Raw genomic sequence first — 25925 nt, 5'->3', positions numbered from 1 at the left:
TCTCACCCTGAGGAGTTCTCGTGAAGAAAGTACTTCTACTGACGGCAGACGCCGACAACGGACTTGGCAGCGCGATCCGTGACGCCGTGGGAAGTGAGGCCGAGGTAGTTCGCTTGCCCGAGCGCACTACGGAAGCACTACATGCACTGTTGCCGATGTGTGATGTCGTGGTGGGTGACTGGAGTGGTGATCTGCCGCTCGGCAAGCAGGAAGCCGAACTCGGACGGCAACTACTCCTTGTCCAACAGCCAGGTGCCGGAACCAATTTCATCGACGTGGATGCGTGGCGCGCCTTCGGGGTTCCGGTCGCGAATACACCCGGCGCCAACGCGGAATCGGTTGCGGAATGGGCAGTGCTGGCGGCAGGTGCGTTGTGCCGCTCCATGTTCTGGGCGCACAACGAGGTCACCGGCGGGTCCTGGCCACAGGAATCCATCTTGACGCGAGATTGTCGCGACTTGGCGCAGCGCCGGGTCGGCGTAGTAGGGGTCGGTTCGATCGGCCGTCGGTGTGCAGAGTTGTTCGGGGCCTTTGGTTGTGATGTCTACGTCACCGCGCGTTCGAGACCGCGCGAGCCTATGAATGCGACCTTTGTATCGCTCGAGGAACTGTTGCCTCTCTCCGACGTCCTGGTGCTCGCCGTCCCGCTCACGGAATCAACTCGGGGACTGATCAATTCCGATCGAATTTCGCAGTTGCCCAACGGCGCGATCGTCGTCAATGTGGCACGCGGCGCTGTTGTCGAGGACGTTGCATTGGCACGAGCTCTGCGTTCGAAGCATATCGGCGGCGCGGCCCTCGATGTGTTCGACGTTGAACCACTGCCGATTTCGAGCCCCCTTCGCGGATTCGATTCGACGCTCTTGAGTCCTCACGTCGCAGGGGGCAGCGCCGGAGCGCGTGCGTCGATCTACTCGATGACGGCGCAGAATGTCGCAGGCGCGCTGCGCAAGCAGACAATTCGGTGGACATTGTGACCGAAGGCCGTGTTACCGCAGTATTTCGGTTCGCACGTTCCTCCAGGTGCGGTGTTTCGCCCAGGTAAGTTCCTGTCCCCGGTCCGCACGGTGGACCCGGTTGGTTCTCGGTCATAGGTAGGCACGGCTAGGTTTGCTCTCCACAACCCGCAACTGCGGCACAGATCACAAACAAAGGTGTGAGTAGATGGCCTCGCTGTCAAAGTTTGGAAGGACTGCTCTTGTTTCGGCTGCGCTGCTGCTGACCGTTGCAACCGGCGCATGCAGCCGCCCGGCGACGCAAAGCACAGCTGATTCCGCCGGAAGTGGACCACTGCGTATCGCAGTCGGAATCGACGCTTCCTATGCTCCGTTCTTCGTGGCGGATCAGGAAGGTATGTTCGACGCCGCAGGTCTGGACGTCGAACTTGTCCAATTCGGTCGTGGTGGCGAGGCCGTCGACGCACTCTCGACCGGGCAGGTCCAGATCGCCGGTAGCTCCGATACGACAACCATCGCCCAGTTGCGTCAGAATCCGTCGTTGCGCGCGATGTATTCGTACGAGGCGTCGGGCGACTACATCAAGGTTGTGCTGCGCAACGGCGTCGACTCACCGGCTGCGATCAAGAAGATGGGCATCGTCCCGGGTCTGAGCCAGATTTCGACGGACAAGTATCTCGCGGCCAATTCGATTGCCCCCGGCTCGGTGGAAATGATCTCGGCAACCCCGACGGACATGCCCGCGCTGCTCAGCCGCGGCGACATCGACGGGTTTGTTCTGTGGGAGCCGTGGCCGGCAACAGCCCTGGATCAGGGCACCGGCCACGTAGTGGCAGTCACCGGAGACTACGGCTGGTTCTACCATCACTGGGCGATCACGACGGCTCCCTGGCTGTCGGCCAACGAAGAGACCGCGCGGACCGTTGCGAAGGTGCTCGACGAAGCAACGCGCAAGGTCGAGTCGGATCCTGCAGCTGCAGCGTCCGCGACCAAGACCGCTGTGAACGTCAGTGAGGATCAGACTATTGCCGCGGTCGACGAGATCGACTTCTCCGTCGTGAATCTCGAAGCTGCGGATATCGAGTCGGCACAGTCGATCGTCGACTTCTACAAGTCGATCGGTGTTCTCAGTGACCAGCCGGATCTCGAATCGGCAATGCTTCTGGATTGGTACAAGGATGGTGCACAGTGAGTATCGCAACAAGTAGTACGGGCACGACCGGCCCCGGTAAAAAGAACACGGGTGTGGCCATCGACGTGGTCGACCTCGGGATCAGTTTCGGCGCGGCGGAGATCGTCGCCGGAATCGATATGCACGTGCAGCCCGGTGAATTCGTATGTCTGCTCGGGCCGAGTGGCTGCGGTAAGTCGACGCTGCTGTCGTCCATGGCCGGTTTCGTGGAACCCAGTGCCGGGGAGATTGTGTGCGACGGAGACGTCGTCGACGGCAGTAACCGCCACGCAGGCATGGTGTTTCAGAGTTCCGAAGCGCTATTCGAATGGATGACCGTAAGCCAGAACGTGGCGTACGGACCCCGGATGCGCGGAGCGAACCGCAGCGAGCAGGCCAGTATCGCCGCCGAGTACCTTGCGATGGTCGGCTTGCCCCACGCCGGGGCAAAGTTCCCCTCGCAGCTCTCCGGCGGTATGCGGCAACGTGTTCAGATCGCACGAGTTCTGGCCAACCAACCGTCGCTGGTTCTCATGGACGAGCCGTTCGGTGCGTTGGACGCTCAGACTCGTCAGGTTCTGCAGACCGAACTCGACCGTATCTGGCGGCACACTCGATGCACCGTGGTGTTCGTGACTCACGATATCGACGAGGCGCTGACATTGGCTGACCGTGTGGTTGTGATGTCGGCCGGCCCGCGGGCTCGGATCAAGAGCGTCTACGAGGTCAATGCGGCTCGTCCCAGGGACCGTAACGATCCCGAGGTGATCGAACTCTACGAGAAGCTGCGCGACGACATTCGGGCAGAAGTGGTTGCGTCGCTGCGGAACCAAGGCATTGAGGAGGACGAGCTGTGACGGCTGTAGTGACCGGTGGTTCAGCCGGTGTGAGAACAGTAAAGGTGACACAGACGCAAAAGCGTTCGTCGGCGCGGCGATCCAAGATTGTCAAGGCGACACTGATGTATGCCGCTTCAGCGGCAATCGGTCTGGGTATCTGGTCGTTCCTGGCGTGGTGGTACGGACCGACCACGATTGCATCACCGGCCGAGGTCTGGTCTGCGGCACAGGAACTGTGGGAAAGCGGCGTTCTGTGGTCGTCGATCACTGCGTCAGGTCAGCGAATTCTGATCGGTTGGTTTCTGGGCGTCGTGATCGGCGCTCCCGTCGGAATTCTGATGGGCCGCATCGCCATCGTACGACAGCTCCTCGATCCGTACATCGAGTTCTTCCGGTTCATTCCGCCGATCGCATTTGTCACTCTTGCCGTCGTCTGGTTCGGCATCGGTGAGACGTCGAAGGTTGTTCTGATCTTCTACACCTCGGTGTTCATCGTCACGGTCAGCACGATCGCCGCGACTGTTGCGATCAGCGAGAACAAATTGCAGGCCGCAGCCAATCTTGGTGCGGGCAAGCTGCAGATCATGAAAACGGTGGTCCTGCCGTCTTCGATCCCGGGTATCGTCACCGGTGCTCGCCTGGCCATGGGTAACAGCTTTCTCACCATCGTGTCGGCGGAGATCGTCGCCGCCGACCAGGGTATCGGCTCGATGATCTGGCAGGCCCGAAACTACGGTCGAATCGACTGGACGTTTGTCGGCATCATCGTCCTCGGCATCATGGGCTTCATCTTCGACCGGATTCTCCGAATTCTGTCCTCGCGGTACCTCGCCCGCTACGGCGTCAAATAGTCAGGAGCGCAGCATGAGTAAACCGCTGAGCATTGCAGAGCAGGCCGGAATTCCTGGCCCGCCCGAGTTCTCCGACGTCGAGAGCGAACGACGTCGACGTAAGACCGCCGTCATCGGCGGATATCGGATACTGTCGAAATTCGGTTTGGACGAAGGAATCTCGGGACACATCACGGCCCGAGATCCCGAAGAATCTGAAACGTTCTGGACGGCGCCGTTCGGTCGGCACTTCTCCCAGGTCCAGCCCGAAGAACTACTGCACGTGGCATCGGACGGCACGGTGATTTCCGGCGACGGACCGCTGAACCGCGCAGCATTTGTCATCCACAGCAAGGTTCACGAGGCCCGTCCCGATGTGATCGGAGCTGTTCATGCACATGGTCTGAACGGCAAGGCGTTCTCTTCGCTGCACTGCCGCCTCGCTCCGATCACTCAGGACGCGTGCGCCTTTCACGAGGACCACTCGATCTACGAGGAGTATCACGGGGTGGCGCTCGATGAAGAGGAGGGGATTCGCATTGCGACGGCCCTCGGATCGAACAAAGCGGTGATCCTGACCAATCACGGCCATTTGACTGTCGGAACCTCTGTCGAGAGCGCAGTGTGGTGGTACGTGTCGATGGAGCGTTCGATGCAGGCAGAATTGGCGGCGCGAGCCGCCGGTGATCCGGTTGTCCTGCACGAGAAGATCGCTGCGCAGACCTACGAGGCTGTGGGCACCGAGAAGGTGGGGTGGTTTGCCTACTCGACCATCATCCAGAAGATTGCGGCAGACGAACCCGAGGTGTTCGCGCGCTGAATTTCGTGAGTACGGGCCCGTCGACCGAAAGGTCGGCGGGCTCTTTTCATGTTGTCCCGCAAACGTTACCGAGGTCTGTTGAGCGGACCGGTTTCATTTGCGAGGATCCGTCGGCGCAATACCGTATCGGGTGTGAACACAACGTCTTCCACGGCGGCCGACAACGAGATCGGCGTCGATATTCTGATCATTGGTGCCGGCCCCGCCGGGCTGTACGGCGCGTACTACGCAGGCTTCCGCGGCCTCTCCGTTGCCGTGATCGATGCCCTTGCGGAACCGGGGGGACAGGTCAGTGCGATGTACCCGGAGAAGGCAATCCTCGACATTGCGGGATTCCCTTCGGTCAAGGGACGCAATCTCATCGAGGGCTTGATTGCCCAGGCTGCCCCATTCGATCCGGTGTACTTGCTGGGTATGCAGGCTCGTGAGTTGTCGCATGATGACGCCGGCCGGGTGCGAATCACCACCAGTACAGGCCAGGTGGTGGTCGCCGGCGCGGTTGTCATCACCGGCGGCATCGGAACTTTCACGCCCCGTCCGTTGACGAAGGGTTCGGAGTTCATGAATCGGGGATTGAGCTACTTCGTCCCGGATCTGTCGGCGCACACGGGGAAAGACGTTGTCATCGTCGGCGGCGGCGACAGCGCATTCGACTGGGCTGTCCACCTCGAACCGATTGCCAAGTCCGTCACTCTGGTTCACCGACGAGATCGATTCCGCGCGCACAAATCCACAGTTGCCAAAGTTCAGGACAGCAGTGTCCAGGTTCTTGTGAACGCGGATGTCTCGGAGGTACGTGGAAACGGGTGGATCGGCGAGGTCGACATCACCCACAAACTGGACAAGAGCACGTCCACGTTGCCGGCTCAATCTGTCATCGCAGCACTGGGATTCACCGCTGACCTGGGCCCGATGATGGACTGGGGGATGGAGATCGACAATCGCCATATCGCCGTCAACACGCGGATGGAAACCAATGTTCCGCGCGTGTACGCAGCCGGGGACATCACGGATTATCCCGGGAAGGTCCGATTGATTGCCGTCGGCTTCGGCGAAGCCGCGACTGCTGTGAACAACGCTGCGGCCGTGCTGGATCCGGAAGCGGAGATCTTTCCCGGACACTCTACGGAACAGGAGGGTTAGGCAATGGCATTTGTCATCGGTGAAGCATGCATCGACTACACGGACCGATCATGCATGGAAGAATGCCCCGTGGATTGCATCTACGAAGGTGATCGCAAGCTCTACATCAACCCGAATGAATGCATCGACTGTGGCGCTTGTGAATTGGCGTGCCCGGTAGAGGCGATCACCGTCGACCGCAAGGCAGACCCGGACTTCAAGGAAGACAACAAGCGCTTCTTCCTCGACATCTTGCCCACCCGCGGTGAACCCGTCGGAAATCCGGGTGGTTCGGCAAAGATCGATATTGTCGGCGTCGACACTCCGATGGTTGCGGCGTTCTGATGGGAAGCGGCACGCGATTCGGATACGTGGATTCGTCCTTCGGGCAATTGCATTACGCGCAGCAAGGTTCGGGTGAGACGATTCTCCTGCTTCATCAGGCACCCCGTTCGTCGGACGAGTTCCGCGAGCTCATCCCACTTCTTGCCGCCGACTTCCACGTGGTCGCGATGGACATGCCGGGGTACGGCAACAGTGCTCCGGTGCCCGGGCCGCAGACCATCGAGACCTATGCGCGAGGTGCGTGGGAATTGCTCGACGGGCTTGGCGTCGACCGAGTCACGGTTCTCGGCCACCACACCGGAGCGGCAGTGGCGCTCGAGATGGCGGCATCGCGCCCCGAGCGGGTAGCCGCCGCCGTGCTCTCGTCGTGCCCGTGGGCCGACCGCAACTACCGCGAGGGGCACTCGGGACCCGGTGGGATCGACTGCGTTGACCGAGCTGCAGACGGCAGCCATCTCACCAGTCTGTGGGAGATGCGACGGCCGTACTACCCGGAACCCGGCACCGCGCTGCTCGACAGGTTCATCCGGGACGCGCTTGCCTACCGGGTTGATCCGGCGGAGGGCCACAAAGCCTGTGCTCGCTACGTCATGGAGGAAAGAATCGGTTCGGTGACCGCGCCGGTTTTGCTGATCGGCGCGCGGAGAGATCCCTTTTCGATGCCTAATGTCGCCCCGCTGCGTGCACATCTGACGAGTGCGGCAGTGGTGGAAACAGAGATCGTCGAATCCGGGACCGTAGCGCTCATCGAAGAGCACGCCCCGCAGATTTCATCCGCCGTCCGCATGTTTCTGGAGAATTACGCAGGTAGGCGCCCCGTGTAAACTCTGCGGGACGGGTTCACTGAGCGGACCGTGTGGCGTGCGTCTCATCGTATGGTCACCATAGTGTCGGTTCCGAAAGCACCTGCACCCAACGAGCACCCCGACTGATTCGGTCCCGTGGCAATCGGGCTCGGCAGGCTGTCACAGATCGTTCAGGAGGACACTCATGGCCGCTCCACAACAATCCGTCGGGTTCGGATCAGTACTGCCCATCGCGCCAAGTGCTGCTGCGCCGTTGCAGCCCGCAGGAGAGCTGTCCTCGGTCCTGGGCAAGGCTCGAATGATCTTGGACGCTTTCGACACCGACCACAGTGACTTGTCTCTGACGGAACTCACTCGGCGCAGTGGGGTCGCGAAAGCCACGGTTCACAGGTTGGCCGGCGAGCTGGTCGAGTGGGGACTGCTCGAGCGCGCGGGCACAAAGTATCGGCTCGGCCTGCGATTGTTCGAGCTTGGCCAGTTGGTGCCCCGTCAGCGGATTCTGCGGGACGCCGCTTTGCCCTACATGGAGGACCTGCTGCTGGCGACACAGGAGACGGTTCACTTTGCGGTGCGGGACGGCATCGACGTCCTGTACATCGAGAAGATCATCGGACACCGCGGCCTCAATCAGCAGTCGCGGGTGGCCGGCCGGCTCCCGCTGTACTGCACCGCCACCGGCAAGATCATCCTTGCCTTCTCGCCGCAATCGGTCTTCGACGAGGTGGTCGAGCAGGGTTTCACCGCCTTGACCAGTCGGACGACGATGTCAGTCGGTGTGCTGCGACAGCAACTCGAGCGGATGCGTAAGGAACAGCTCGCGGTGGAGGTCGAGGAGACGCGGCTCGGTTACATGAGCGTCGCGGTACCGGTGTTCAGCGGCCCGCGCACTCTTGCCGGTGCGTTGTCCGTGACAGCGCCGACGGCTCGGCTCAACGTCAGTCGCATCACCGGGGCCCTGCGCACAGCAGGCGTCGGGATCACCCGCAAACTTCATGCCATGAAGTGCACGCATTCACCGAGTGACCCGCTCGCACTGCGTACGATTTGCAGTCCGGTGATGTGTTCGTTCAACGGCTGTGGCAAGTAGGCTCTACCGCCGTGCGCTGAACTTGCTCTTCTCGCTGTCCCAGGTGTGTTGGCCAACGCCCCGCTCGCGCAGCGGTGCTTTCTGCACCTTCCCGGTTTCGGTGAGTGGCAACGAATCCACGATGTCGATGTACCGCGGGAGGGCAAAGTACGGCAACTGTTGCTGGGCAGAATCCAGAATCGAGATGGGATCGAAATCGGCACCGGGACGGAGTATTACAGTCGCCATGACGTCGTCCTCGGCCAGCTCCGACGGCACCGGGAAGACGGCAACCTGACTGATCGACGGATGCAGCGCGAGAACTGTTTCCACCTCGGCTCCGGAAATATTCTCACCTCGCCTTCGAATCACGTCTTTGATGCGATCGACAAATCGGAACCAGCCGTCTGCATCACGAATCACCCTGTCGCCGGTGTGGATCCAACTGCCTGGCTCCGGAATCGGGTCGCCCAGATAGCCCTGTGAGCACGAGCCGGCAACCGTGGTGCGGACAACCAGTTCGCCAGGCACTCCGTCGGGTACGGCGCTACCGTCGTTGATCACCGCAGCGTCGTAGCCGCTCATCACGGTGCCCATGTATCCGGCCCGTCGATTTCCGGGAAGCGTGCCGATCACAAGATTGGTTTCGGTACTTCCGAATCCGTCCACGAGTTCCACACCGAATCTCTTGGCAAACGGTTCGATCAGATGCGCAGGGGTTGCGGGCGCCAAGGCAATCCGGATGTTGTGCTGCCGGTCGTGTAGTGCGGGGTCCGCGTTGATCAGCATCGCAACCATCGCACCTAGCAGATAGTCGACAGTCGCCCCGATCTCACGAACCTCACTCCAATGATTACGGACCGAAAACCGTTGTCCCAAGACAAAAGTAGACCCGGCCCAGACGGACTGAACAAAGGCATTGAGAGCATTGGTGTGAAACAGGGGCAGACAGTTGTACAGCACATCATCGCGAGTGAGTCCCAACGAGGCGCCAACGCTTTTGCCCCACTGCAGGAACTGCGCATGCGGGCATCGCACACCCCGGGGTATACCGGTGGTGCCGGAAGTGAAGAGTATCGCGGCCATGTCGAGGGGATCCACTGCTTCGGGTTCACAACCCGGATTCAAACCGGCCGTGGGGACGTGTGGTTCGCCCATGACCCACACGGTGCCATCGAATCCGGATACAACGTTTGCGCATTCGGGTGAAACCAGGATGCGTTGCACTTCAGCTTGTTCGAGTGCGCTGACAATACTGTCGGCGCGAAGAGCAGTATTGAGCGGAACGGCCACCGCGCCGATCCACGCGCATCCGAGAACAAGGTCTGCCAGTTCGATCCTGTTGCCGGACAGTGCCGCCACACGTTCCCCGCGGCCGACACCCGCGCTGCGGAGAGCAGACCCCATCGACGCAGCGCGTTCGAGCAGTTTGCGGTAGGTGACCGTGATCCCGCCGACGACAAGGGCCGGGTGCTCCGGACGCTCCAAAGCTCGCCTCCGGATCAAATCCGGAAGCGAGCGCGGAATGGCATGTGTGTCGCAGGGCATGAACGACTCCTTGCCGATGGCTCGTAGGGTGCGTAATTGTATCCCTCTCAGGGTACGACGACCGCCCGACCGGCAACCTTGCCCTCACCCATCAACTGCAGTGCACTTGCGATGTCATCCAACGGAAATTCCTGCACTGCAACGGAAATCTTGCCTTCGATGAGCAGTCGGATCATCTCGGGTGCCAGTTCAGCTTGGCGGGCAGTCTTGCGAATCATGTTGACGGGCAGGATCCGGACGTCGCTGAGCAACCAGTTCGGCAAGTCCAGCGTGAGACTCTTACCCAACGTGTATCCGATCAGGGCCGCCCGGCCGCCGGGGACAACACTTGCCAGCAGATGGGGCAAGCCGTCACCGCCCAGCGTGTCGATCAATGCGTCGACGGTAGGCTCGGATCCCAGCACACCGGCCAGTTCGTCACCTTGCCCGACGACGGGACGCACACCTTCCGGGATCAGGGCAGCTTGATCTTCGCGCGGTACAACACCGAGCACCTCGGACGCTCCTGCGAGCAAAGCGAACTGCGCTGCCATCGATCCGACAGCACCCGACGCTCCGGCGACGACCACACGTTCGCCGGCTGCAACGGCCGCAACGTCATTCACGGCCACGTAGCCAGTTGTGCTTGGCAGAAAGAACGTTGCGGCAACGGCCGGCGACAGTGCGGGATCAAACGGTGTGAAGGCCTTGTCTGCTGCCACCAGATACTCGGCCCAGCAACCGTTCTTGAACAGGCCGACGCCACCGCCTCGGACCAGAAGGCGAGTGCCCGGCTCGTACGTGTCGGATTCGACTACCGTCGCGGCTCCGTCGGTTCCACCGATGTGCGGGAGATTCGGCTTGACTCCGAAGTTTCCGCTCGCGACGGTGATGTCGAGATGGCCGAGCGCAGCAGCGTCGATCCGCACCAGGGTCTGGCCGGATTCACGCGTGGGAATGTCGATGTCGTCGATTACCGGTGAGGTGCCGAACTGATGGAGTCGGGCCGCGCGCATTGTGTCTCCTTGTAGCGATCTGTGAATGGTTGTACGAATATGAGTGCGGTCAGGACAGGATCGACTGGTCGCGAAGTCCGGTGATCCGTTTGTCGCTGTAGCCGAGGACCGACTTCAGGACGTCGTCGGTGTCCGCGCCCAGCACCGGTGCAGCGCGCCGAATCGAACCGGGTTCGGAGTTGCGGCGAACAGGGATGCCCTCGTGGAGGAATGTTCCCGCGAGGGGGTGTTCCTGTACGGAATAGAAATTGCGTGCCCGCAGATGCGGATCACCGTCGACCAGGTCACGTCCGTCCTGGATGGCGCCTGCCGCGATTCCCGCCGATTGCAGGCGCTCCATGACGGTTTCGGGTGGCAGAGTCCGGGTCCAGTCGGCGATCGCGTCGTCGATTCGTTCGAGGTTGGCTCGGCGACCCTCCACGCTCCTGAAATCGGGATTGTCGATCCAGTGCTCCGCTCCGATGATGCGGCACAACGTATTCCATTCCGTCATGCCGCGGATGGCAATCGAGCACCACCGGTCTGCGCCGTGGCACGGGTACACGCCGTGCGGCGCCAGTTCGCAGTGGCTGTTGCCGATCGGATCGGGGGACTGTGAGCGAGCCGCTCGGAGAACACTGGTGCCCATGTGCGCTGCCATGGCTTCGAGTTGTGACAGGTCTACGTGCTGGCCTCGCCCTGTCCGGTCGCGGTAGTCGAGAGCTGCCAGCGCCGCGACTGCTGCTTGCAGTCCGGCAACTATGTCACCGTGGCCGTAGATGACTCCGACAACATCGTCGGCGTTCCAACCGGTCAGCGAGGTCAATCCGGTACTTGCAGATACGATGTCGGCGTACGATACCCAGTCCTTGCGAGGGCCGGTGTGACCCATCCCGGACATAGACACGTAGATGATGTCCGGGTTGAGTTCCCGCAGTTGTTCGTAGCCGAGCCCCATCTTGTCCATGACCGACGAGCTGAAATTCTCGACCACGACGTCGGATTTCCTGATCAGGTCGCGTAGGACCGAAAGACCCTCGGCGGATCGGGTATCGAGCGTGATGCTGCGCTTGTTTCGGTTGACGTCGTTGAAGTACCCGCTGGTGTTCGGATTGTCATGAGGCCCGCGCGACAGATGCATGAACGGTGCGAAGCGAGTTGGGTCCGGGCGTCCGATCGATTCGACCTTGATGACTTCGGCTCCATGGTCGGCGAGGATTCGGGTGCCGTACGGGCCGGCCAGCACCCAGGTGAGATCCAGCACGCGGACACCGTCGAGGCTGAGCGCGCCCGTGTCACTGAACTCCTGAGTTTCATGCACTGCCACAGTCGTGTTGGTGGACAAGAGTTCCTGATGCTGACCCAACCGGGCGGCCTCGAGCGTTCCGATGCGGTGGCCTTCGGGGAAAGCGAAGCCGAACCCGAGATCGCGGTAGGTGCCGTGATCCCCGGTCACGTCAGTGAAGAAGTCACGGTCGTTGAGTTGTGGGTTGCGCAGGAGTTCTTCGGGCCGGTCGACCGCTGCCCACGGCAACTTGCGAGACTGGGCGCTGACTGCAAATTCTTCCTTCGGCCACTTTGAGATGAAGGCTGACAGAACGTCGAAGATGTGTTCCTGGTGTGTCTTTCGGTAGACCGCGTCGGACCACTCGGGTTGGTCGAGATCGTCCTGGGCGTCGTTGTCGATCAGCCAGGCCAGCATGCCGTCCCACATACGGGGGCTACCGCCGAGGCCGCCACCGACATAACCGTCGGCGGCCTGGAACAGTCCGTGCGGAACGAGTGGATGTACGCGGCCAGGACGCGGCGGGACACGGTCCTCGTGAATGTAGGCAAGAGTGCCCGCTTCCAGCGCGGCGGCAACACATTCCTGAGCACTGATCTCCAGCAACGGGTTCTGGCCCGTGGACCGCGAACGCAGTCCGAGCAGCACGCCGATTGCGGCGTTGATTCCGGCGAGCTGCTCAGCCTGGAGTTCGGGGAGCAGGAGTGGAGGGTGTTCGGGATCACCGACCTGAGCCATCATTCCGCCGAGCGCTGCTACGGTCAGGTTGGTTGCCTGCCACTCACTTCGGGGACCCGATGTGCCGAATGGCGTCACCCGGACATGCACGAGGGAGCCTCGGCGCTCTAGCGGAACGCCGGTCGCGCTGCCGTCGAGCAGGACATCCGCGCTGCGAAGTAGTGTGTCGAATTCGGCGCGGTCGTTGCTGTCGCCCAGATCGAGAACCACCGACTTCTTTCCCGCATGCCAATGCAGGTACGAATCACCCTGGGACTCGGCGCGACTCGGGTCACCGGTGGGTGGTTCTACCAGAATGACCTCGAAACCCAGCCCGACCAGGATGCGCCCGGCGAATCGCGCAAACGGACTGGAAATCTCTACGACCCGTACCGGGGGATGCACCACAACTACTCCGTTTCAATCGAAAGATATCGCCGAACCGACTGGTGTCGAACGTAGTTCTCGGGTCCGGTGGGCGACATGATTCCGGTCTGCCCACCGGACCCGTTCTCACACGCCGCTCAGGCTGCGTTCTGCTCGACCCATCCCGAGAGAAGTACAGCCGACGGATCGATGTCTGCGGAGATCTTGCCCTGCTCGCGGAAGAACGCAACCAGTTCGTTTGCCCGCTCCACATCGTCATCGGTGAATCCGCGCCCGCCGAAATCGATTTGGGCCACCCGGTCGGCAGCCTCGGCCGGGTCCATCTGGATAGCCGAGGCAATTGCGGTTGCCGCCCGATCTGGATCCGAGTTCACGATTGCCGACGCTTCCGAGATCACCTTGAACACCTTGCCTGCGGTTTCTTCGTTCGCGGACAACCAGTTATCCGACGCGATGATCCACTGCGCGTACTTGGCGCCGAAATCACCGGTCGTGGCAACTACGCGTCCACCGGTATTCAAACTCTGTGTCACCCACGGGTCGAAGGACAGGAAGCCGTCGATATCGCCACGCGCCAGTAACGCGGGCTGCTCGGGCGGACTGGTGCTCACGAGTGTGACGGTCGCGGGGTCGATGCCGAGGCTGGCGAGGTACTGGTTCGTGAAGTAGAGACCGATACCGGGGAAGACGCCCATGGTCTTGATCGACTTCGGTTCGAGGCCATTGCGCAGCACAACCTGGAAGTACCGGTCGGATTCCTGGAAGACACCAAGAGCCCGCAGGCTCGGGTTGGCAGCCATGACGGACAGCGCTGTCGAGTCGGCATTGCCGGATAGCTCCGAAGTTCCGGCTACAACGTTCTGAGCACCCGCTGCTCCGCCTTCCGTCTGGATGACCTGGACGTCGAGACCAGCGGCCTCGAACATGCCCTCGTGGTCAGCTAAGAAGATCGGAGCGTACGACGGGTCCACACCAACAGCGATGCGTACCAGGCCACCACTTTCCGCGGAGTTGTCGGTAGCGGGACGGGTGCATCCGCTGACGGCGATCGACAGGGCGGCGAGAGTAGCGATCGCGCCCACCCATTTCTTTTGAAATCTGTTGAGCATGATGGCCTCTCGGTAAAGGGGGAGCTTTCAGCGTCCGGTGAAGATGGGGGAGCGCTTGTCGAGGAATGACTGAAGTCCCTCGGCAGCGTCGTTCGTCTTGATCAGTTCGAGCACTGCGTCGAATTCGAGGTCCAGCGCTTGATCGAGCGGCAACGACATTCCCTCGTCAACAATGCGTTTGATCATCCCGATGGTGGCAGTGGGTTTCGATGCGAGCTCACGCGCAAGGTCAGCGCAGTGTGCATCTAGGTCGTCGTCTGCAACGACAGCATCGACCAGGCCGATGTCGTGTGCGCGCTCGGCGCTCAGTCGATTGCCTTCGATCATGAGCACTTTGGCTCGGTGTGCGCCGATGAGGCGCGGAAGCCGTTGGCTGCCACCCGCACCCGGAAACAGTCCGAGGCCTATCTCGGGAAAACCGATGGTCGCCGACTGTGCCATAACGCGGAAGTCGCAGGCCAACGTCAGTTCGGCGCCGCCACCGAGTGCGTGCCCGTTGATCTTCGCGATAACGGGTTTGGGAGCCGTCTCCAGGATCCGCTGTACCTCGACCCACGGGCGCATCGCCCGCTGAGTCTCTTCGGTCAGCTCGCGCATCACGGTGATGTCGGCGCCGGCGACGAAGAACCGGCCAGTGCCCGTCATGACGATGGCGCGGATGCTCTGGTCCGACGCGAGTACCGGCAGTAGTTCCAGAAGTTCGGCGATCAGGCTGGGATTGAACGCGTTGGCGGGAGGTTTGTCGATGGTCACGGTGGCGATCGAGTCTGTGACGTCGACGGTGACGAACCTGTATGACTGCCCGGTATGAGTCGTCAAGTCTGCTCCTGTATCGGGTTGGAGGTTTACGCCGGTCGAAACGGCGATTACTCACCCGGAAGTATGGAGTGGGACTCTTGCGCGGCGATACATCTCGGGTTCGGTCAGTAGACCAGGGCCGGATCGAAGATCGATGCTGTTGCTGCGCGTTCTGCCGTGATCACGGCGATTTTTAGTCCTGTGACAGGATTGAGTCCGTGACTTCTGTAGTGCCGACCCAGCCCGAGCCCGCTGTCGACAAGCGCCCCGAGTCGATTTTCACGATGGGAACCAGACTCGAGGACCGGCTCGGACGAACCGGCACCATCCACACACCGCACGGCGATATCGCGACGCCGTCGTTCGTGGTGGTCGGGACCAAGGCGACGGTCAAGGCTGTGCTCCCCGAGTCGATCAAGGAATTGGGCACGCAATCGGTTCTCGCAAATGCGTACCACCTGTATTTGCAGCCGGGTGCCGACATCATCGACGAGGCTGGTGGCCTGGGCAAATTCATGAATTGGGACGGACCCACCTTCACGGACAGCGGCGGCTTCCAGGTGATGTCGCTTGGCGTGGGGTTCAAGAAAGTACTCGCGATGGAAGCCGTCGGCGTGCAGTCCGACGACGTGATCGCGAAGGGCAAAGAGCGTCTTGCGACGGTCGATGACGAGGGCGTCACGTTCAAATCGCACCTCGACGGCAGCAAGCATCGGTTCACCCCCGAGGTGTCGATGCAGATACAGCATCAGCTCGGCGCCGACATCATGTTCGCGTTCGACGAACTCACCACGCTGCTCAATACGCGCGGTTACCAGGAGCGATCGGTCGAGCGCACGCAGGCGTGGGCGATTCGCTGCATCAACGAGCACGAGAAGCTCACCGCCGAACGCGCCGACAAGCCCTATCAGGCTCTCTTCGGCGTGATCCAAGGCGCGCAGTACGAGGATCTGCGTCGTCAAGCGTGCCGTGGCCTCGAGTCGATCGAAGGCGAGAACGGGTACGGGTTCGACGGCTACGGCATCGGCGGCGCCCTCGAGAAGCAGAACCTCGGCACAATTGTGCGTTGGTGCAACGAGGAACTGCCTGAGCACAAGCCGCGTCACATGCTCGGAATCAGCGAACCGGACGATTTTTTCGTCGCAATCGAGAACGGTGCAGACACCTTCGACTGCGTCAATCCGTCCCGTGTTGCGCGCAATGCCGCGATCTACGTGCGCTCCGGCCGGTTCAACATCAACACCAGCCGATTCCGCCGTGATTTCACACCTATCGACGACGAGTGTGACTGCTACACCTGCGCCAACTACACCCGCGCGTACATCCATCACCTCTTCAAAGCGAAAGAAATGCTCGCGTCGACGCTCTGCACCATCCACAACGAGCGATTCACCGTGAAGCTGGTCGACGACATCCGAGCCAGCATCGAAGGCGGGTACTTCCACGACTTCAAGGCGGACATGCTCGGAAAGTTCTACGGCCCGAAGGCCCCGCAGACTCAGGCGTAAGTCGGTTCGCGCTTCTTCACGTAGGCGATGACGCGGTAGGTGATCGGCATGACCAGAATCTCGACAAGGGTTTTCCACAGGAAGCCGACCAACACGTAGTTGATGAAGTCTTCCCATGTGCTGATGCCGATGACGCCGGCCGCGATGGAGCAGAAGATGAGGGTGTCGGCGAATTCACCGACGACGGTCGAGCCGATGAGACGTGCCCACAGGTGCTTCTCCTGCATGCGCTTCTTCATCATGACCAGGACCAGGGAGTTCAGAAGCTGTCCGACGAGGTAGGCGGCCAGGCCGGCGACCAGGAGTCGGGGAATGACACCGACGACGGTTTCGAGGGCGGCCTGGTTCTCGTAGAAGGCCGCCGACGGCAGTTGCACAGCGATCCAGAAACATGCGGCAGCAAGAATCAGTGCGCCGAATCCGAGGTAGATCGCGCGCCGGGTGGCTTTGAAGCCGTAGACCTCACTGAGAACGTCACCGAGGACGTACGCGAGTGGGAAGAGGAAGAAGCCACCGTCGGTGATGACGGGCAGGATCTGCAAGGGCCCGAGGGACAACTCGGAATCCGCGAAGAAGGCGACCCCCTTGGTCGCCGCCACATTCGAGATCAGCAGCGTTGCGGTGAACAGCGCGACGATCGTCGGATAATAACCGAGGCTGACGTGCGCAAATTTGGTCTCTTGAGTCGATGAGTCTTGCTGATCCTGAGCTGTCACGTCCGCAATCCAAGCACCTCAGGGTGTCTCCAAGCGAGTTGGCGACCGTCCAGTTGCCCAGAACACAGCAGAAAACCCGGCAATTCCTCGAGGAACTGCCGGGCTTTCGCGAGGGCTCTGAGTTATCCCTTGACTACCTGGGTGCCACCGGCCAGTTGGTCGTGCTTGCCCTGTTTGGTGGGGCTGTTGTTGATGGTCACCGCGATGACGATGTACGCGATAAACGCGAGGAGACCGCCGATGATCGGAATGATCGACAGCAGTGTGAACGCATTTCGGATCGCGGACTGCTGCGGTGTGGGCTTGGGAGCGCCGGCAGGTCCATGCACGGAAAGGCCGAGCATCTTCTTGCCCAGCGTCCAACCCTGGGTTACTTCCATCCCCACGAAGTACGCGAAGGTCAGGATTCCCGAGAACAGTCCGGAGATCAGAATCAAGCTGTCCGCGTCACTGACCAGGACTGCGAGAATTGCCGCGACGATGCCGACGATGATGCCGTCGATGATTCGCGCAGCGAGACGCAACCACAGGTCACCCGGCTGAGCGCCGGAAGGCAGTCGTGTCGATCCGCCGTAAGCGCCCTGATCATTGAACTGCGGCGGCGGGGGAAAGTTCCCGCCCTGAGGCGGCGGCGGGTATCCACCGGGCGGTGGGTAGTTCCCCTGCGGGGGCGGGTATCCACCGGGAGGCGGGTAATTCCCCGGGGGCGGCCCGGCAGGAGAGCCTCCCGTCGGCTGGTAGCCGCCACCGGGAGGTGTGACGGGAGGTGGGTAGCTACCGGGCGGCGGTGATTGCGGCTGGCTGTACGGATCTTGTGGTGATTGGTTTCCGTCGTTCGGATTCTTGTTGGGGTCGTAACCGCCGGTTGTCATTGTTTCCCCTCAGTCGTGAATGCGCGTCGAAGCGTTCAAGCCGGACACAGCATTCGAGTGTGACAGTGATTACGACCTTAACCGCCATAAGCGATAGATGTTGGTGTCACTTACGCCCTCGTGTGTTGATGTCACCTGTGGTTTAGGCTGCGTTTCATGACGAGTTCCGGGGAGAACGGCGAGATATCTCCCGATAAATACGTGCCTGAACCCGGATATGGCGAGGTTCCCAGCCTCCCGCAGGAAGGTTACGGAGAATCTGCGGGACAGCAGGAGTCGTATTGGGAGATTCCGGCGACACCATCGCCAATCGAGCAGTACCCGGGTTATCCACCGCCGTCGTACACCCCGACCCCAGAGCCACAAGCGCAGTATCAACAACCGCAATACCAACAACCACCGCAGTACCAGCAGTACCAACAGCCGCCGCAGTACCAGCAGTACCAGCAGCCACCGCAGTACGGACCTCCCAGCCAGTTCGGTGGGTACGTGCAACCGGTGGGAACGAACGGCCTTGCGATCGCGTCATTGGTGACGGCGATAGTCGGCGGTTGCTTTTACGGACTCGGCGCGATTGTCGCGATAATTCTGGGCGTCGTCGCGCTCAATCAGATTAAACAAACAGGCCAGCAGGGGCGTGGGCTCGCGATTGCGGGTATTGCCGTCGGTGCCTCGGTTATCGCCATGTGGGTGATATTCGTGATTTTTATAGCGGCGGTGGGTTCCGTCTAACGCCAGCGTCGATGCTGCGCAGGTGATGCGACTGCGAGCGGCGGTTCCTGAATTGCGGTGGTGTGAGCGTCGGCGGGGAGGGGTTTGCCGAAATAGTAACCCTGGCCTGTGGTACACCCTGCGCGAGTGACGGCTGCTGCTTGTTCGGCAGTCTCGACGCCTTCGGCGATGGACTCCATTCCCAGTTTGTCGGCGATCGCGGCGATGGACTCCATCACGATGAATGCCCGCTCGGACGAGTGCTGCGCGTCGCTGAGAGCCCAGGTGAGGCTCTGGTCGATCTTCAGGATATCGAGTGGCAGTTCCGACAGAGCCGCAAAGGACGCAAAGCCGGCTCCGAAATCGTCGAGCGCTATCCGGATGCCTTCTTTGTGCAGCGTCGCCAGCGTGGCGGCGGCATTCTGGCCGACGACGCCGAGTTCGGTGACTTCTACGATGACTTTGTTGTGCGGGGTGCCGGAGCGGTCAAGGGTGTCGATTATTTCTCGGGCAGCATTGTCGGTCGACAGCTGGCGTGGCGAGAAATTCACCGCGATATTCAACTGATCATCCCAGTGGGAGATGTGTGCGCAGATCAAGTCGAGGGTTTGCAATCCGATGGGAATGATCAAGCCGGACAATTCAGCAGATCGCATGAAATCTTGTGGTTCGATGACTCCACGAAGGGGATGGCGCCAGCGTAGGAGTGCTTCGTAGCCGGTAACAGTCGAGGTTTCCAGGTGTACCTGGGGTTGGTACAGCACTTCGAATTGATGGTCGTCGAGTGCCTCGCGAAGCTCGCGAACCATGCGGATTCCTTTTCGTTCTGTTCCCGCCCTAACGCACTGCCGCGCGGTTGCCCTCCAGCGGGTGCTTTGGTCATGTCGAGGGCAAGCCCCGCTTGTAACCTGCCCAGGGCTCCTCGTCCTGGTTCCCTTCACCTAAGCCGAAACGGTACTTCACTCAGCGGCAATTGCCAATGATTAACTATTGTCTAAGATTCCTTGACGGGATCCAGGGGATCGACAGATGTGAAGATCCAGGGGTCACCCGGAACCTTCTGTGGATCGAAGCGATCAGCCAATTCCGTCGGCGAAACTACTTCACCAGGTTCGGCCAATCCGATGCTCGACGCAATCAGAGTCAGAACTTCGGCTGGGGTGCGGCCGAGGTCGCGTTGATCGGAGAGCGTGACCGCCCCGTCCCGTTTGGCCAGACGCTTGCCTTCGGAATTGAGTGCGAGGGGGACATGGGCGTAGATCGGCGGTGTAATGGCCAGGAGTGTTGCCAGGTAGGCCTGGCGCGGTGCTGATGTCAGGAGGTCGTCGCCGCGGACAACCTGATCGACGTTCTGGGAGCCGTCGTCGACCACAACTGCCAAATTGTATGCGGGAACCCCGTCTCCGCGGAGTAGTACCACATCGTCGACCATTCCGGATATGTTGCCGTGCAACATATCTCGCACGGTGAATGACGTCGTCTCGGCACGCAGGCGCAGTGCGGGTTTACGGCCGGAGGCCAGCTTGACGGCTTGCTCGGAAGGAGTGAGATTCCGGCACGTTCCGGGGTAGGCGCCGTCCGGGGCGTGTGGCGCGGAGGGTGCCTGCTGAATTTCCTTGCGGGTGCAGAAGCACGGGTACGTCAGCCCGCGATCGGTCAGCGACGTGATCGCGTCCGCGTACCGCGGCAGTCGGTCGGACTGTTTGACGACGTCGCCGTCCCAGTCGAGGCCCAGCGCTCGCAGGTCACTCAGTTGGCGTTCCATGGCGCCTGGCCGCACACGATCCAGATCTTCGACGCGAATGAGAAAGTCGCGACCGGAGGTCCGGGCAAACAGCCAGGCAAGGAGGGCAGTGCGAAGGTTTCCCAGATGTAGATCGCCGGATGGGCTCGGTGCAAATCGTCCTGATCCCGGCACGTCAGCCCCTGGATACAAGAGCGTCGGGAATTTCCATGTCGTGGAGGGTGAGCTTTATCTGACTCTCCAGGGCGTATTCGAGATAGTGCGGCGGATACATGCCGGGATTGCCTATCGCGTCGAGTGCGAGTCCGTCGACGGTTGCGAGGAGCAGCGCTGCGCGGGTTTCAGCTTCAGGCAATCTGATTCCGATCAGAACTGCGCAGATGCCGGTGCGAATAGTGAACAGCATCGTCCGCCGAATTTCCGCCAACGATTCGCTGGTGACAGCCCGGATGGCAAATGCGGCAAGGACGTGTGCTTCGCGCGTGCGCTGCTCGTCGAGGGGAAGCAGTTGTGACAAAGCCTGGAACAGCGCAACGTGCGGGTCGGTTCCGGCTGGGGATTGGGTGAGACGGCTCAGCATTCGCTCTGCCAGAGTGCGCAGAGCAAATGTGAGCATCTCGTCCTTGGTCGAGAAGTGGTGCTGCACGGCGCCGATCGAGACGTCGGCGCGCTTTGCCACCTCGCGCACACTCGCATTGTCGAGTCCTGATTCGGCGGCAACATCGAAAAGCGCCGTGGCCAGCAAGTCCGGGTTGGTGGCTGATTTCCGACGTTCAGGCATGCGACGGACATTACCCGCGTATCGAAGCAATCCGCACGTCAGGGGTGGTTTTTCAGACGGCCCTGCCGAGATATGCGAGGAGTTTGGTTGCCTTGTCGGCATCATCGGCAACCGGGATCTCGGGGCCGCATACCCCTGCCATACGAATGGAATCACCGAGGCCGGCAGCAATCTGTGACACCCAATCGACGTCCTTTTCCGGAATCGAGGTGTCGGTGCCCGTAGCGGCTGCAAGGTCCCAGCCGTGAATGACCAGATCGAAGCACAGAAAACCGTCGACGGTGGCTCCCAGGTTGGTGCGGCCGAAATGTCCGTCGTATTCGAGGGTCGACCTTTCCGGATCGTCGAGAATCGCCTGCATCGAATCGCGCACTGCTGCCCAGGCGGCGGACGGGTTGTCGTCGACGGACGGTCCCGGCGCCAATTCGAGGCCGACGACCTTGACCATGTCGCGTTCGCTGTCGATCACGTGCCGGACCACATCGCGAGCCGTCCACCCTTCGCACGGAGAGTTGTTGTCCCACCGGTCCTCAGGTACTGCGTCGATCCGCTGGGTGAAGCCGGCGGCGAGGTCACGGTAGCGATCTGCGGGGGAGATATCGGCTGTAGTCATGCCACTGATTCTTCAGGATGGGGCAGGGGCGGCGATTGGTTATTTCGGACACTTGCCGAGAACGTGACCACGGTCCCCGGGGCCGTGCCAGTCGGGAGCTTCACTACGCAGTAGTTCTCGCAGATACCAGCTCATTTCGCGAACCTAGCCAGAGCTACCGACACCGTGGTTTTCCGATGATTCTTGTCAGTCGATCGGACCGAACCTGTATCCGAATCCGCGCACGGTCTTGATGTACTTGGGATTGGCCGGGTCGGATTCGATTTTCGACCGCAAGCTCTGAATATTGGCGTCGACGGCGCGAGTCTTGGTTGAATTCGTTTCACCCCACACCTTTGCGAGGAGCTGGGTTCGGGAGTAGACGTGGCCGGGGTGCATCGACATTTCGAGGAGCAGGCGCAATTCGGTTCGAGTGAGGTCGAGGCGTCGACGGCGGATGGTGGCGGTCATGGATCGGCGGTCGATCGTCAACTCGCCGTGGCGCTCTCGCTTGTCCGTCTGTGGGGTGGGCGTACTGCGGAGGAGGCTCGTTATCCGAGAATCGAGGCTGCGAGCGTCGAGTGGGTTGATGGCGAAATCCGACGCGACTTGTGGTGGTGCATCGTCGATGTCTTCGGGGGACTCGACGATCATGATGATCGGAATCTCGCTGCGGAGACGGATTTGGCGGGCGACCTCGAAGCCGTCGATGTCCGGGAGTGAAAGATCGAGAACGGCAACGTCGAAGCTGTCGGTGCCGAGTGCGTCGAGGCTGTTTCGTCCGGACGCGAACAGATGAACGGTGTGGCCGACGCGCTCGAGTTCGACGCCGAAGGTCTCCGCTAGCGCAGGCTGATCCGTCGCCGCGAGAATCACGCTCATGTAGTGCCGCCCTGTTGCTGCTCGTCTCGGTAACCCGTCAATACCGACTTCGGCCAGTGTCGCAGATCACTATCGGCCCGGCCACTTCGGGCACGAGGAGCGGGAGCTGACAAACAAGAACGACCAGGGTTCAGGCAATGCGCTGCTACGCTGCTTTTCGCACGTCGATACGTAGCCGGGGGGCTCAGGTGGGGAACGAAGTACTACAAGCAGACGCCGAGTCGCTACGGGCGTTGGCCGACGCGGTGAGAAACCAAGGAGCCGTGATTGCCGGCATCGACGTGTCGGGAATTCTCGCTGACGCGGCAGCGGCGATGCCCGATTCGGCGAGCGGCCCGGCCGCCGCGAGGGCCGGTGACCCGATTACCACCGGATACCGCGCTACCTCGGAGATGTTGACGTCGATGGCTGACGCTGCCCAATCCAGTGCGAGCAGCTACGACGCTGTCGAGGTCGCATTCCGGAACCGGCTGGCCACCTACCAAGCGGCCGTGTAGATGGCGACGATCTCCCAGGTCCGCGCCTGGGATCCGACTGGTTTGGCCGCCGCTGCAACGGCATTGGAGCAGAAGAACCGGGACTTCATGCACGCTGTGGAATCAGCGCATCGCGCGGTCGACTTCGCGCTCGATCAGTGGAAAGGCGAAGCCTCGGCTGCAGCGTCGGCGCGAGCCTTGGCTGACAGTATTGCCGCGACACATCTGACCACAGGAGTATTCGCCGAAGCCGACGCGTTGAGTGAAGCTGCTGCTGCGTTGGGGCCGGCGCGGGCGGCGGTGATCGACATTGCGGACAGTGCGATCGCCGAGGGCATGGCTGTCGCCGATGACGGTCGAGTGAGCGCACCTCGGTACGGAAGCGGTAACACTGCACTCGACATCTTGGGGCAGGCTGCGTTCGACGAGAAGGCGCACAGCTTCGAGGCGAGACTGGTTCCGGCCTTGCACATGGCGGGAAGCCTCGACGAGGGGGCTGCCGCGGCCTTGTCGAAGGCAGCAGGAGACCTCGCTGATCTCGCACAGTCCCCAAGCGCCCAGCAGACGATGAGCGCGGTGGTGGCCGCGATTCTCGACGGCAACGCGTTCCCCCCGGTCGGTGCGAGGGAGTTCAACGAATTCTGGGAATCGCTGTCCCCCAACGACAAAGATGCTCTCGCGGCGTTCGATCCGGGAATCGGGAACAGAGACGGGATGCCAGCCGTAGATCGCGATCATTTCAACCGGATCAACCTCGGCAACCTGCAGTCGTCGACGTCGACCGAACTCGCCGACCTCGACGGCAGGCACCCCGATTGGGCCAAGGGTCGCAACATTCCGTCGGATGCGGGCAGCGTGGACGAGGCGGACCAGCAGGCGCGCCGCGACTACGAGCGGTGGCAGCAGCAACGCGCGGACCTGCAGCAGCGTCTCGACGGTTACGGCGTCCTCGCCGACCAGATCGACCCCACTCTCGCCGAGGAGGGTGATTCGGAGAAGTATCTGCTCGGTGTCGACGACGAAGGTCGGGCCATCGTGGCACTGAATAATCCCGACACCGCGACGAACGTCGCAACGTTCGTACCTGGCACCGGCAGCCACCTGGGAACCATCGGCGGCGACATCGACCGCTCCCAAATGATGTTGGACTCGACGGAATACCAGCGACGGTTCGCGGGGCTCGAGGGATCGACCTCCGTGGTGACCTGGTACGGATACGATGCGCCGCAAACGATCCCGCAAGCAGGGCTCGACGGGTATGCCGATGGTGGGGCCGGATCGCTGGACCGGTTCCAAGACGGTCTCCGTGCATCCCACGACGGCACGCCTTCGCACAACACGGTTATCGGACACAGTTACGGATCGACCGTGATCGGCGCTGCGGCCTCGGGCGGACGATCGATCGACGCGAACGATCTGTTTTTCGTGGGTAGCCCCGGAGTGGGGATGGACCGGGTCGAGGGACTCTCCCTCGAGGGCATCGATCCCGGACATGTCGGCGGCCACGTATACGCCACCGCCGCGGCCAATGATCCGGTTCCGATGATTGGGGACGTGTTCGGCAGTCTCTCGCATGGCGCGAATCCCGCGAACGATCTTCCATTGATCGGATTCGGTGCCACCGTTGTCGAATCCGCACCCGGGACCGGGATCGACGCCGGTCTGCTGGGTGAGCTCCCCAGCCCGGCCGCGCACAGTGAGTACTGGGAAAACAACAATCCGGCTCTTGCCGGTATGGGCCATGTGATCGCCGGACTAGGAGCGCCATGACCAACGCAACTCGACGCCGTAAAGCATTCGGCTCGAGCAGTATCGCGGTGGCAGTGCTGCTGTCGGCGTGTACGACGACGGAGAACGGAAAAGTGATGGAAGCCGACATGAATCTGACCCGCCCGCAGGCCCAGGCCAAGGTGATCGAGTACCTGACCGAAACGATCGCGGCACTGCCGCCGGGTGCCTACCTGACGCGGTATTCCGAGCTGAACGAAAAAGTCACCCTCAGCCCGGGTGGCACCGTCCCGTGCAACGACAGCAATCTGTCGAAGGACACATCCGTGGACTACGGCGTGACGTATTTCCTCGAGTCTTCTGACGCTGCGAGCGTTCCAGGTTTCGGCGATACGATCCGCAATCTGTGGACTGAGCGGGGCTGGAAGTTTCGAACGTACGACTCCGCCGGGGACACGACGAGCACCGAAACCATTTTGCCGGATGGATATCGGATGGTCTTCGACGAGCATCCACGAGGAGCGGGCCTGAGCGGGTCGTCGCCGTGTTTCCCTCGACCCGAAGCGTCGGATCATCCGAACGCGCCCGTGCAGATCGATCAGCCATGACCGGGCCCGCATCCTCGTTTCCGGAGTTGACTGTCCTTGCCCGCCAAGTCGACATCGAGGTCGGGAAAGTTCGCGCCCGCGCAGATGCCGGAGGTGGTGCCGTCAGCGTCGAGGTCGACGCGTTCGGTGCGATTACCGACCTGCAACTGACTGAAAGTTGCCTCGGGGCCGGCGCCGCTGCACTCTCCGCCGCGATCACAGCGTCCCACCGAACCGCCTGCGCGGCAGCAGCGGCGGCCGCGCAGGAACTACGCGCGCCTCTCCTTCGCGACTCTCGCGTCGCCAGGGCAATGGAGGCGTTCAATCAGGTGCCGGCCGTACCCGAGACTCATCTGCTGCGACGAGCTGGCCGGGCACCGGTCGACGACGACCCGCCCTTCGGCGGCGGTTCGTTCATGCGACGTGCCTGAAACCCGGCAAAAACGCTCGCAAAAAAGAACCCCCTGTGAACCGCTTCTCAGCAGTTCACAGGGGGTTCCTTTGGCGGAGGATAGGGGATTTGAACTCCTAAGCACTCGCAAACATCCTGGTTCA

27 protein-coding genes are annotated in these 25925 nt (G+C 61.5%); 15 read left to right on the top strand and 12 right to left on the bottom strand.

From position 1 onward, the window contains the following. Positions 1-20 precede the first annotated feature (20 nt). The 9 genes from RG2_RS23945 (at position 21) to RG2_RS23905 (ending at position 7976) form a co-directional block, all read left to right on the top strand. Positions 21-977 carry an NAD(P)-dependent oxidoreductase gene (locus RG2_RS23945; protein ID WP_033235075.1) on the top strand — a complete coding sequence of 319 codons (957 nt, stop codon included), beginning with the start codon at positions 21-23 and terminating at the stop codon, positions 975-977. Between the two features lie 187 nt (positions 978-1164). Further along, positions 1165-2148 carry an ABC transporter substrate-binding protein gene (locus RG2_RS23940; RefSeq protein ID WP_033235074.1) on the top strand — a complete coding sequence of 328 codons (984 nt, stop codon included), beginning with the start codon at positions 1165-1167 and terminating at the stop codon, positions 2146-2148. Then, on the top strand, positions 2145-2984 hold the full coding sequence (locus RG2_RS23935; protein WP_051730580.1) for an ABC transporter ATP-binding protein: 840 nt from the start codon (positions 2145-2147) through the stop codon (positions 2982-2984). Before RG2_RS23940 ends, RG2_RS23935 begins: the two co-directional genes overlap by 4 nt. 44 nt (positions 2985-3028) lie before the next feature. After that, on the top strand, positions 3029-3817 hold the full coding sequence (locus RG2_RS23930; protein ID WP_230590189.1) for an ABC transporter permease: 789 nt from the start codon (positions 3029-3031) through the stop codon (positions 3815-3817). Beyond that, complete coding sequence (locus RG2_RS23925; protein ID WP_255285238.1) at positions 3720-4616, top strand: class II aldolase/adducin family protein; 897 nt, start codon at positions 3720-3722, stop codon at positions 4614-4616. Before RG2_RS23930 ends, RG2_RS23925 begins: the two co-directional genes overlap by 98 nt. Before the next feature lie 132 nt (positions 4617-4748). Further along, positions 4749-5759: an NAD(P)/FAD-dependent oxidoreductase gene (locus tag RG2_RS23920; protein ID WP_033235071.1), complete on the top strand. Its 1011-nt coding sequence runs from the start codon at positions 4749-4751 to the stop codon at positions 5757-5759. Positions 5760-5762: 3 nt separating this feature from the next. Further along, a complete protein-coding gene (locus tag RG2_RS23915; RefSeq protein ID WP_033235070.1) occupies positions 5763-6083 on the top strand; it encodes a DUF362 domain-containing protein in 321 nt (106 codons plus the stop codon). Next, on the top strand, positions 6083-6907 hold the full coding sequence (locus RG2_RS23910) for an alpha/beta fold hydrolase (RefSeq protein WP_033235069.1): 825 nt from the start codon (positions 6083-6085) through the stop codon (positions 6905-6907). Before RG2_RS23915 ends, RG2_RS23910 begins: the two co-directional genes overlap by 1 nt. Before the next feature lie 166 nt (positions 6908-7073). Next, positions 7074-7976: an IclR family transcriptional regulator gene (locus RG2_RS23905; protein WP_033235068.1), complete on the top strand. Its 903-nt coding sequence runs from the start codon at positions 7074-7076 to the stop codon at positions 7974-7976. 3 nt (positions 7977-7979) lie between these two features. Here RG2_RS23905 and RG2_RS23900 read toward each other — a convergent pair whose 3' ends face one another. The 5 genes from RG2_RS23900 to RG2_RS23880 all read right to left on the bottom strand — a co-directional run bounded on the left by RG2_RS23900 (position 7980) and on the right by RG2_RS23880 (position 14794). After that, positions 7980-9503, bottom strand: a complete 1524-nt coding sequence (locus RG2_RS23900; protein WP_033235067.1) for a crotonobetainyl-CoA--carnitine CoA-transferase — start codon at positions 9501-9503, stop codon at positions 7980-7982. A 47-nt stretch (positions 9504-9550) separates the two neighbouring features. Then, a complete protein-coding gene (locus RG2_RS23895; RefSeq protein ID WP_033235066.1) occupies positions 9551-10498 on the bottom strand; it encodes a quinone oxidoreductase family protein in 948 nt (315 codons plus the stop codon). Between the two features lie 49 nt (positions 10499-10547). Further along, positions 10548-12887 (bottom strand): CaiB/BaiF CoA-transferase family protein, encoded by a 2340-nt coding sequence (locus tag RG2_RS23890; RefSeq protein ID WP_033235065.1) that lies wholly within the window; start codon positions 12885-12887, stop codon positions 10548-10550. A gap of 116 nt (positions 12888-13003) precedes the next feature. Continuing rightward, a complete protein-coding gene (locus tag RG2_RS23885) occupies positions 13004-13975 on the bottom strand; it encodes an ABC transporter substrate-binding protein (protein WP_033235064.1) in 972 nt (323 codons plus the stop codon). Between the two features lie 27 nt (positions 13976-14002). Then, entirely contained in the window at positions 14003-14794 is a 792-nt protein-coding gene (locus RG2_RS23880) for an enoyl-CoA hydratase/isomerase family protein (RefSeq protein ID WP_033235063.1), read from the bottom strand. 197 nt (positions 14795-14991) lie between these two features. On the opposite strand from RG2_RS23880, the gene tgt reads away from it, so the two are divergent. Further along, entirely contained in the window at positions 14992-16281 is a 1290-nt protein-coding gene (tgt, locus tag RG2_RS23875; protein WP_033235062.1) for a tRNA guanosine(34) transglycosylase Tgt, read from the top strand. On the opposite strand, the gene RG2_RS23870 is transcribed toward tgt, so the two are convergent. Both RG2_RS23870 and RG2_RS32640 read right to left on the bottom strand, forming a co-directional pair. After that, on the bottom strand, positions 16272-16997 hold the full coding sequence (locus tag RG2_RS23870) for a queuosine precursor transporter (RefSeq protein WP_033235061.1): 726 nt from the start codon (positions 16995-16997) through the stop codon (positions 16272-16274). The two genes, tgt and RG2_RS23870, sit on opposite strands and share 10 nt — an antisense overlap. 122 nt (positions 16998-17119) lie before the next feature. Beyond that, the gene (locus RG2_RS32640; RefSeq protein ID WP_033235060.1) at positions 17120-17869 is read right to left on the bottom strand and encodes an RDD family protein; all 750 of its coding nucleotides are present in this window, start codon (positions 17867-17869) and stop codon (positions 17120-17122) included. Between the two features lie 156 nt (positions 17870-18025). On the opposite strand from RG2_RS32640, the gene RG2_RS23860 reads away from it, so the two are divergent. Next, complete coding sequence (locus RG2_RS23860; RefSeq protein ID WP_033235059.1) at positions 18026-18601, top strand: DUF4190 domain-containing protein; 576 nt, start codon at positions 18026-18028, stop codon at positions 18599-18601. On the opposite strand, the gene RG2_RS23855 is transcribed toward RG2_RS23860, so the two are convergent. From RG2_RS23855 to RG2_RS23835, 5 genes are all read right to left on the bottom strand, one after another. Then, complete coding sequence (locus RG2_RS23855) at positions 18598-19389, bottom strand: EAL domain-containing protein (RefSeq protein WP_045066463.1); 792 nt, start codon at positions 19387-19389, stop codon at positions 18598-18600. The two genes, RG2_RS23860 and RG2_RS23855, sit on opposite strands and share 4 nt — an antisense overlap. Positions 19390-19574: 185 nt before the next feature. Continuing rightward, complete coding sequence (gluQRS, locus tag RG2_RS23850; protein ID WP_051730579.1) at positions 19575-20498, bottom strand: tRNA glutamyl-Q(34) synthetase GluQRS; 924 nt, start codon at positions 20496-20498, stop codon at positions 19575-19577. Between the two features lies 1 nt (position 20499). Then, the gene (locus tag RG2_RS23845; protein ID WP_033235057.1) at positions 20500-21105 is read right to left on the bottom strand and encodes a TetR/AcrR family transcriptional regulator; all 606 of its coding nucleotides are present in this window, start codon (positions 21103-21105) and stop codon (positions 20500-20502) included. 52 nt (positions 21106-21157) lie between these two features. Next, a complete protein-coding gene (locus RG2_RS23840; protein ID WP_033235056.1) occupies positions 21158-21718 on the bottom strand; it encodes a TIGR03086 family metal-binding protein in 561 nt (186 codons plus the stop codon). A gap of 186 nt (positions 21719-21904) precedes the next feature. Further along, positions 21905-22579 carry a response regulator transcription factor gene (locus tag RG2_RS23835; protein WP_033235055.1) on the bottom strand — a complete coding sequence of 225 codons (675 nt, stop codon included), beginning with the start codon at positions 22577-22579 and terminating at the stop codon, positions 21905-21907. A 188-nt stretch (positions 22580-22767) separates the two neighbouring features. On the opposite strand from RG2_RS23835, the gene RG2_RS23830 reads away from it, so the two are divergent. The 4 genes from RG2_RS23830 to RG2_RS23815 are packed head-to-tail and all read left to right on the top strand — an operon-like array spanning position 22768 to position 25801. Beyond that, positions 22768-23076, top strand: coding sequence for a hypothetical protein (locus RG2_RS23830; RefSeq protein WP_033235054.1), 309 nt, complete (start codon positions 22768-22770; stop codon positions 23074-23076). Further along, positions 23077-24825, top strand: coding sequence for an alpha/beta hydrolase (locus tag RG2_RS23825; protein ID WP_051730577.1), 1749 nt, complete (start codon positions 23077-23079; stop codon positions 24823-24825). Then, positions 24822-25391 carry a hypothetical protein gene (locus tag RG2_RS23820; RefSeq protein ID WP_033235053.1) on the top strand — a complete coding sequence of 190 codons (570 nt, stop codon included), beginning with the start codon at positions 24822-24824 and terminating at the stop codon, positions 25389-25391. The genes RG2_RS23825 and RG2_RS23820 overlap by 4 nt, the downstream gene beginning before the upstream one ends. After that, entirely contained in the window at positions 25388-25801 is a 414-nt protein-coding gene (locus RG2_RS23815) for a YbaB/EbfC family nucleoid-associated protein (RefSeq protein ID WP_033235052.1), read from the top strand. The genes RG2_RS23820 and RG2_RS23815 overlap by 4 nt, the downstream gene beginning before the upstream one ends. The last annotated feature ends 124 nt before the right edge of the window (positions 25802-25925 follow it).

The organism is Rhodococcus globerulus NBRC 14531, assembly GCF_001894805.1.
GTDB classification, from domain to species: Bacteria; Actinomycetota; Actinomycetes; order Mycobacteriales; family Mycobacteriaceae; genus Rhodococcus_F; species Rhodococcus_F globerula.
The sequence above is the reverse complement of the archived record's forward strand: the minus strand, read 5'-3'. Positions and strand labels throughout refer to the sequence as shown.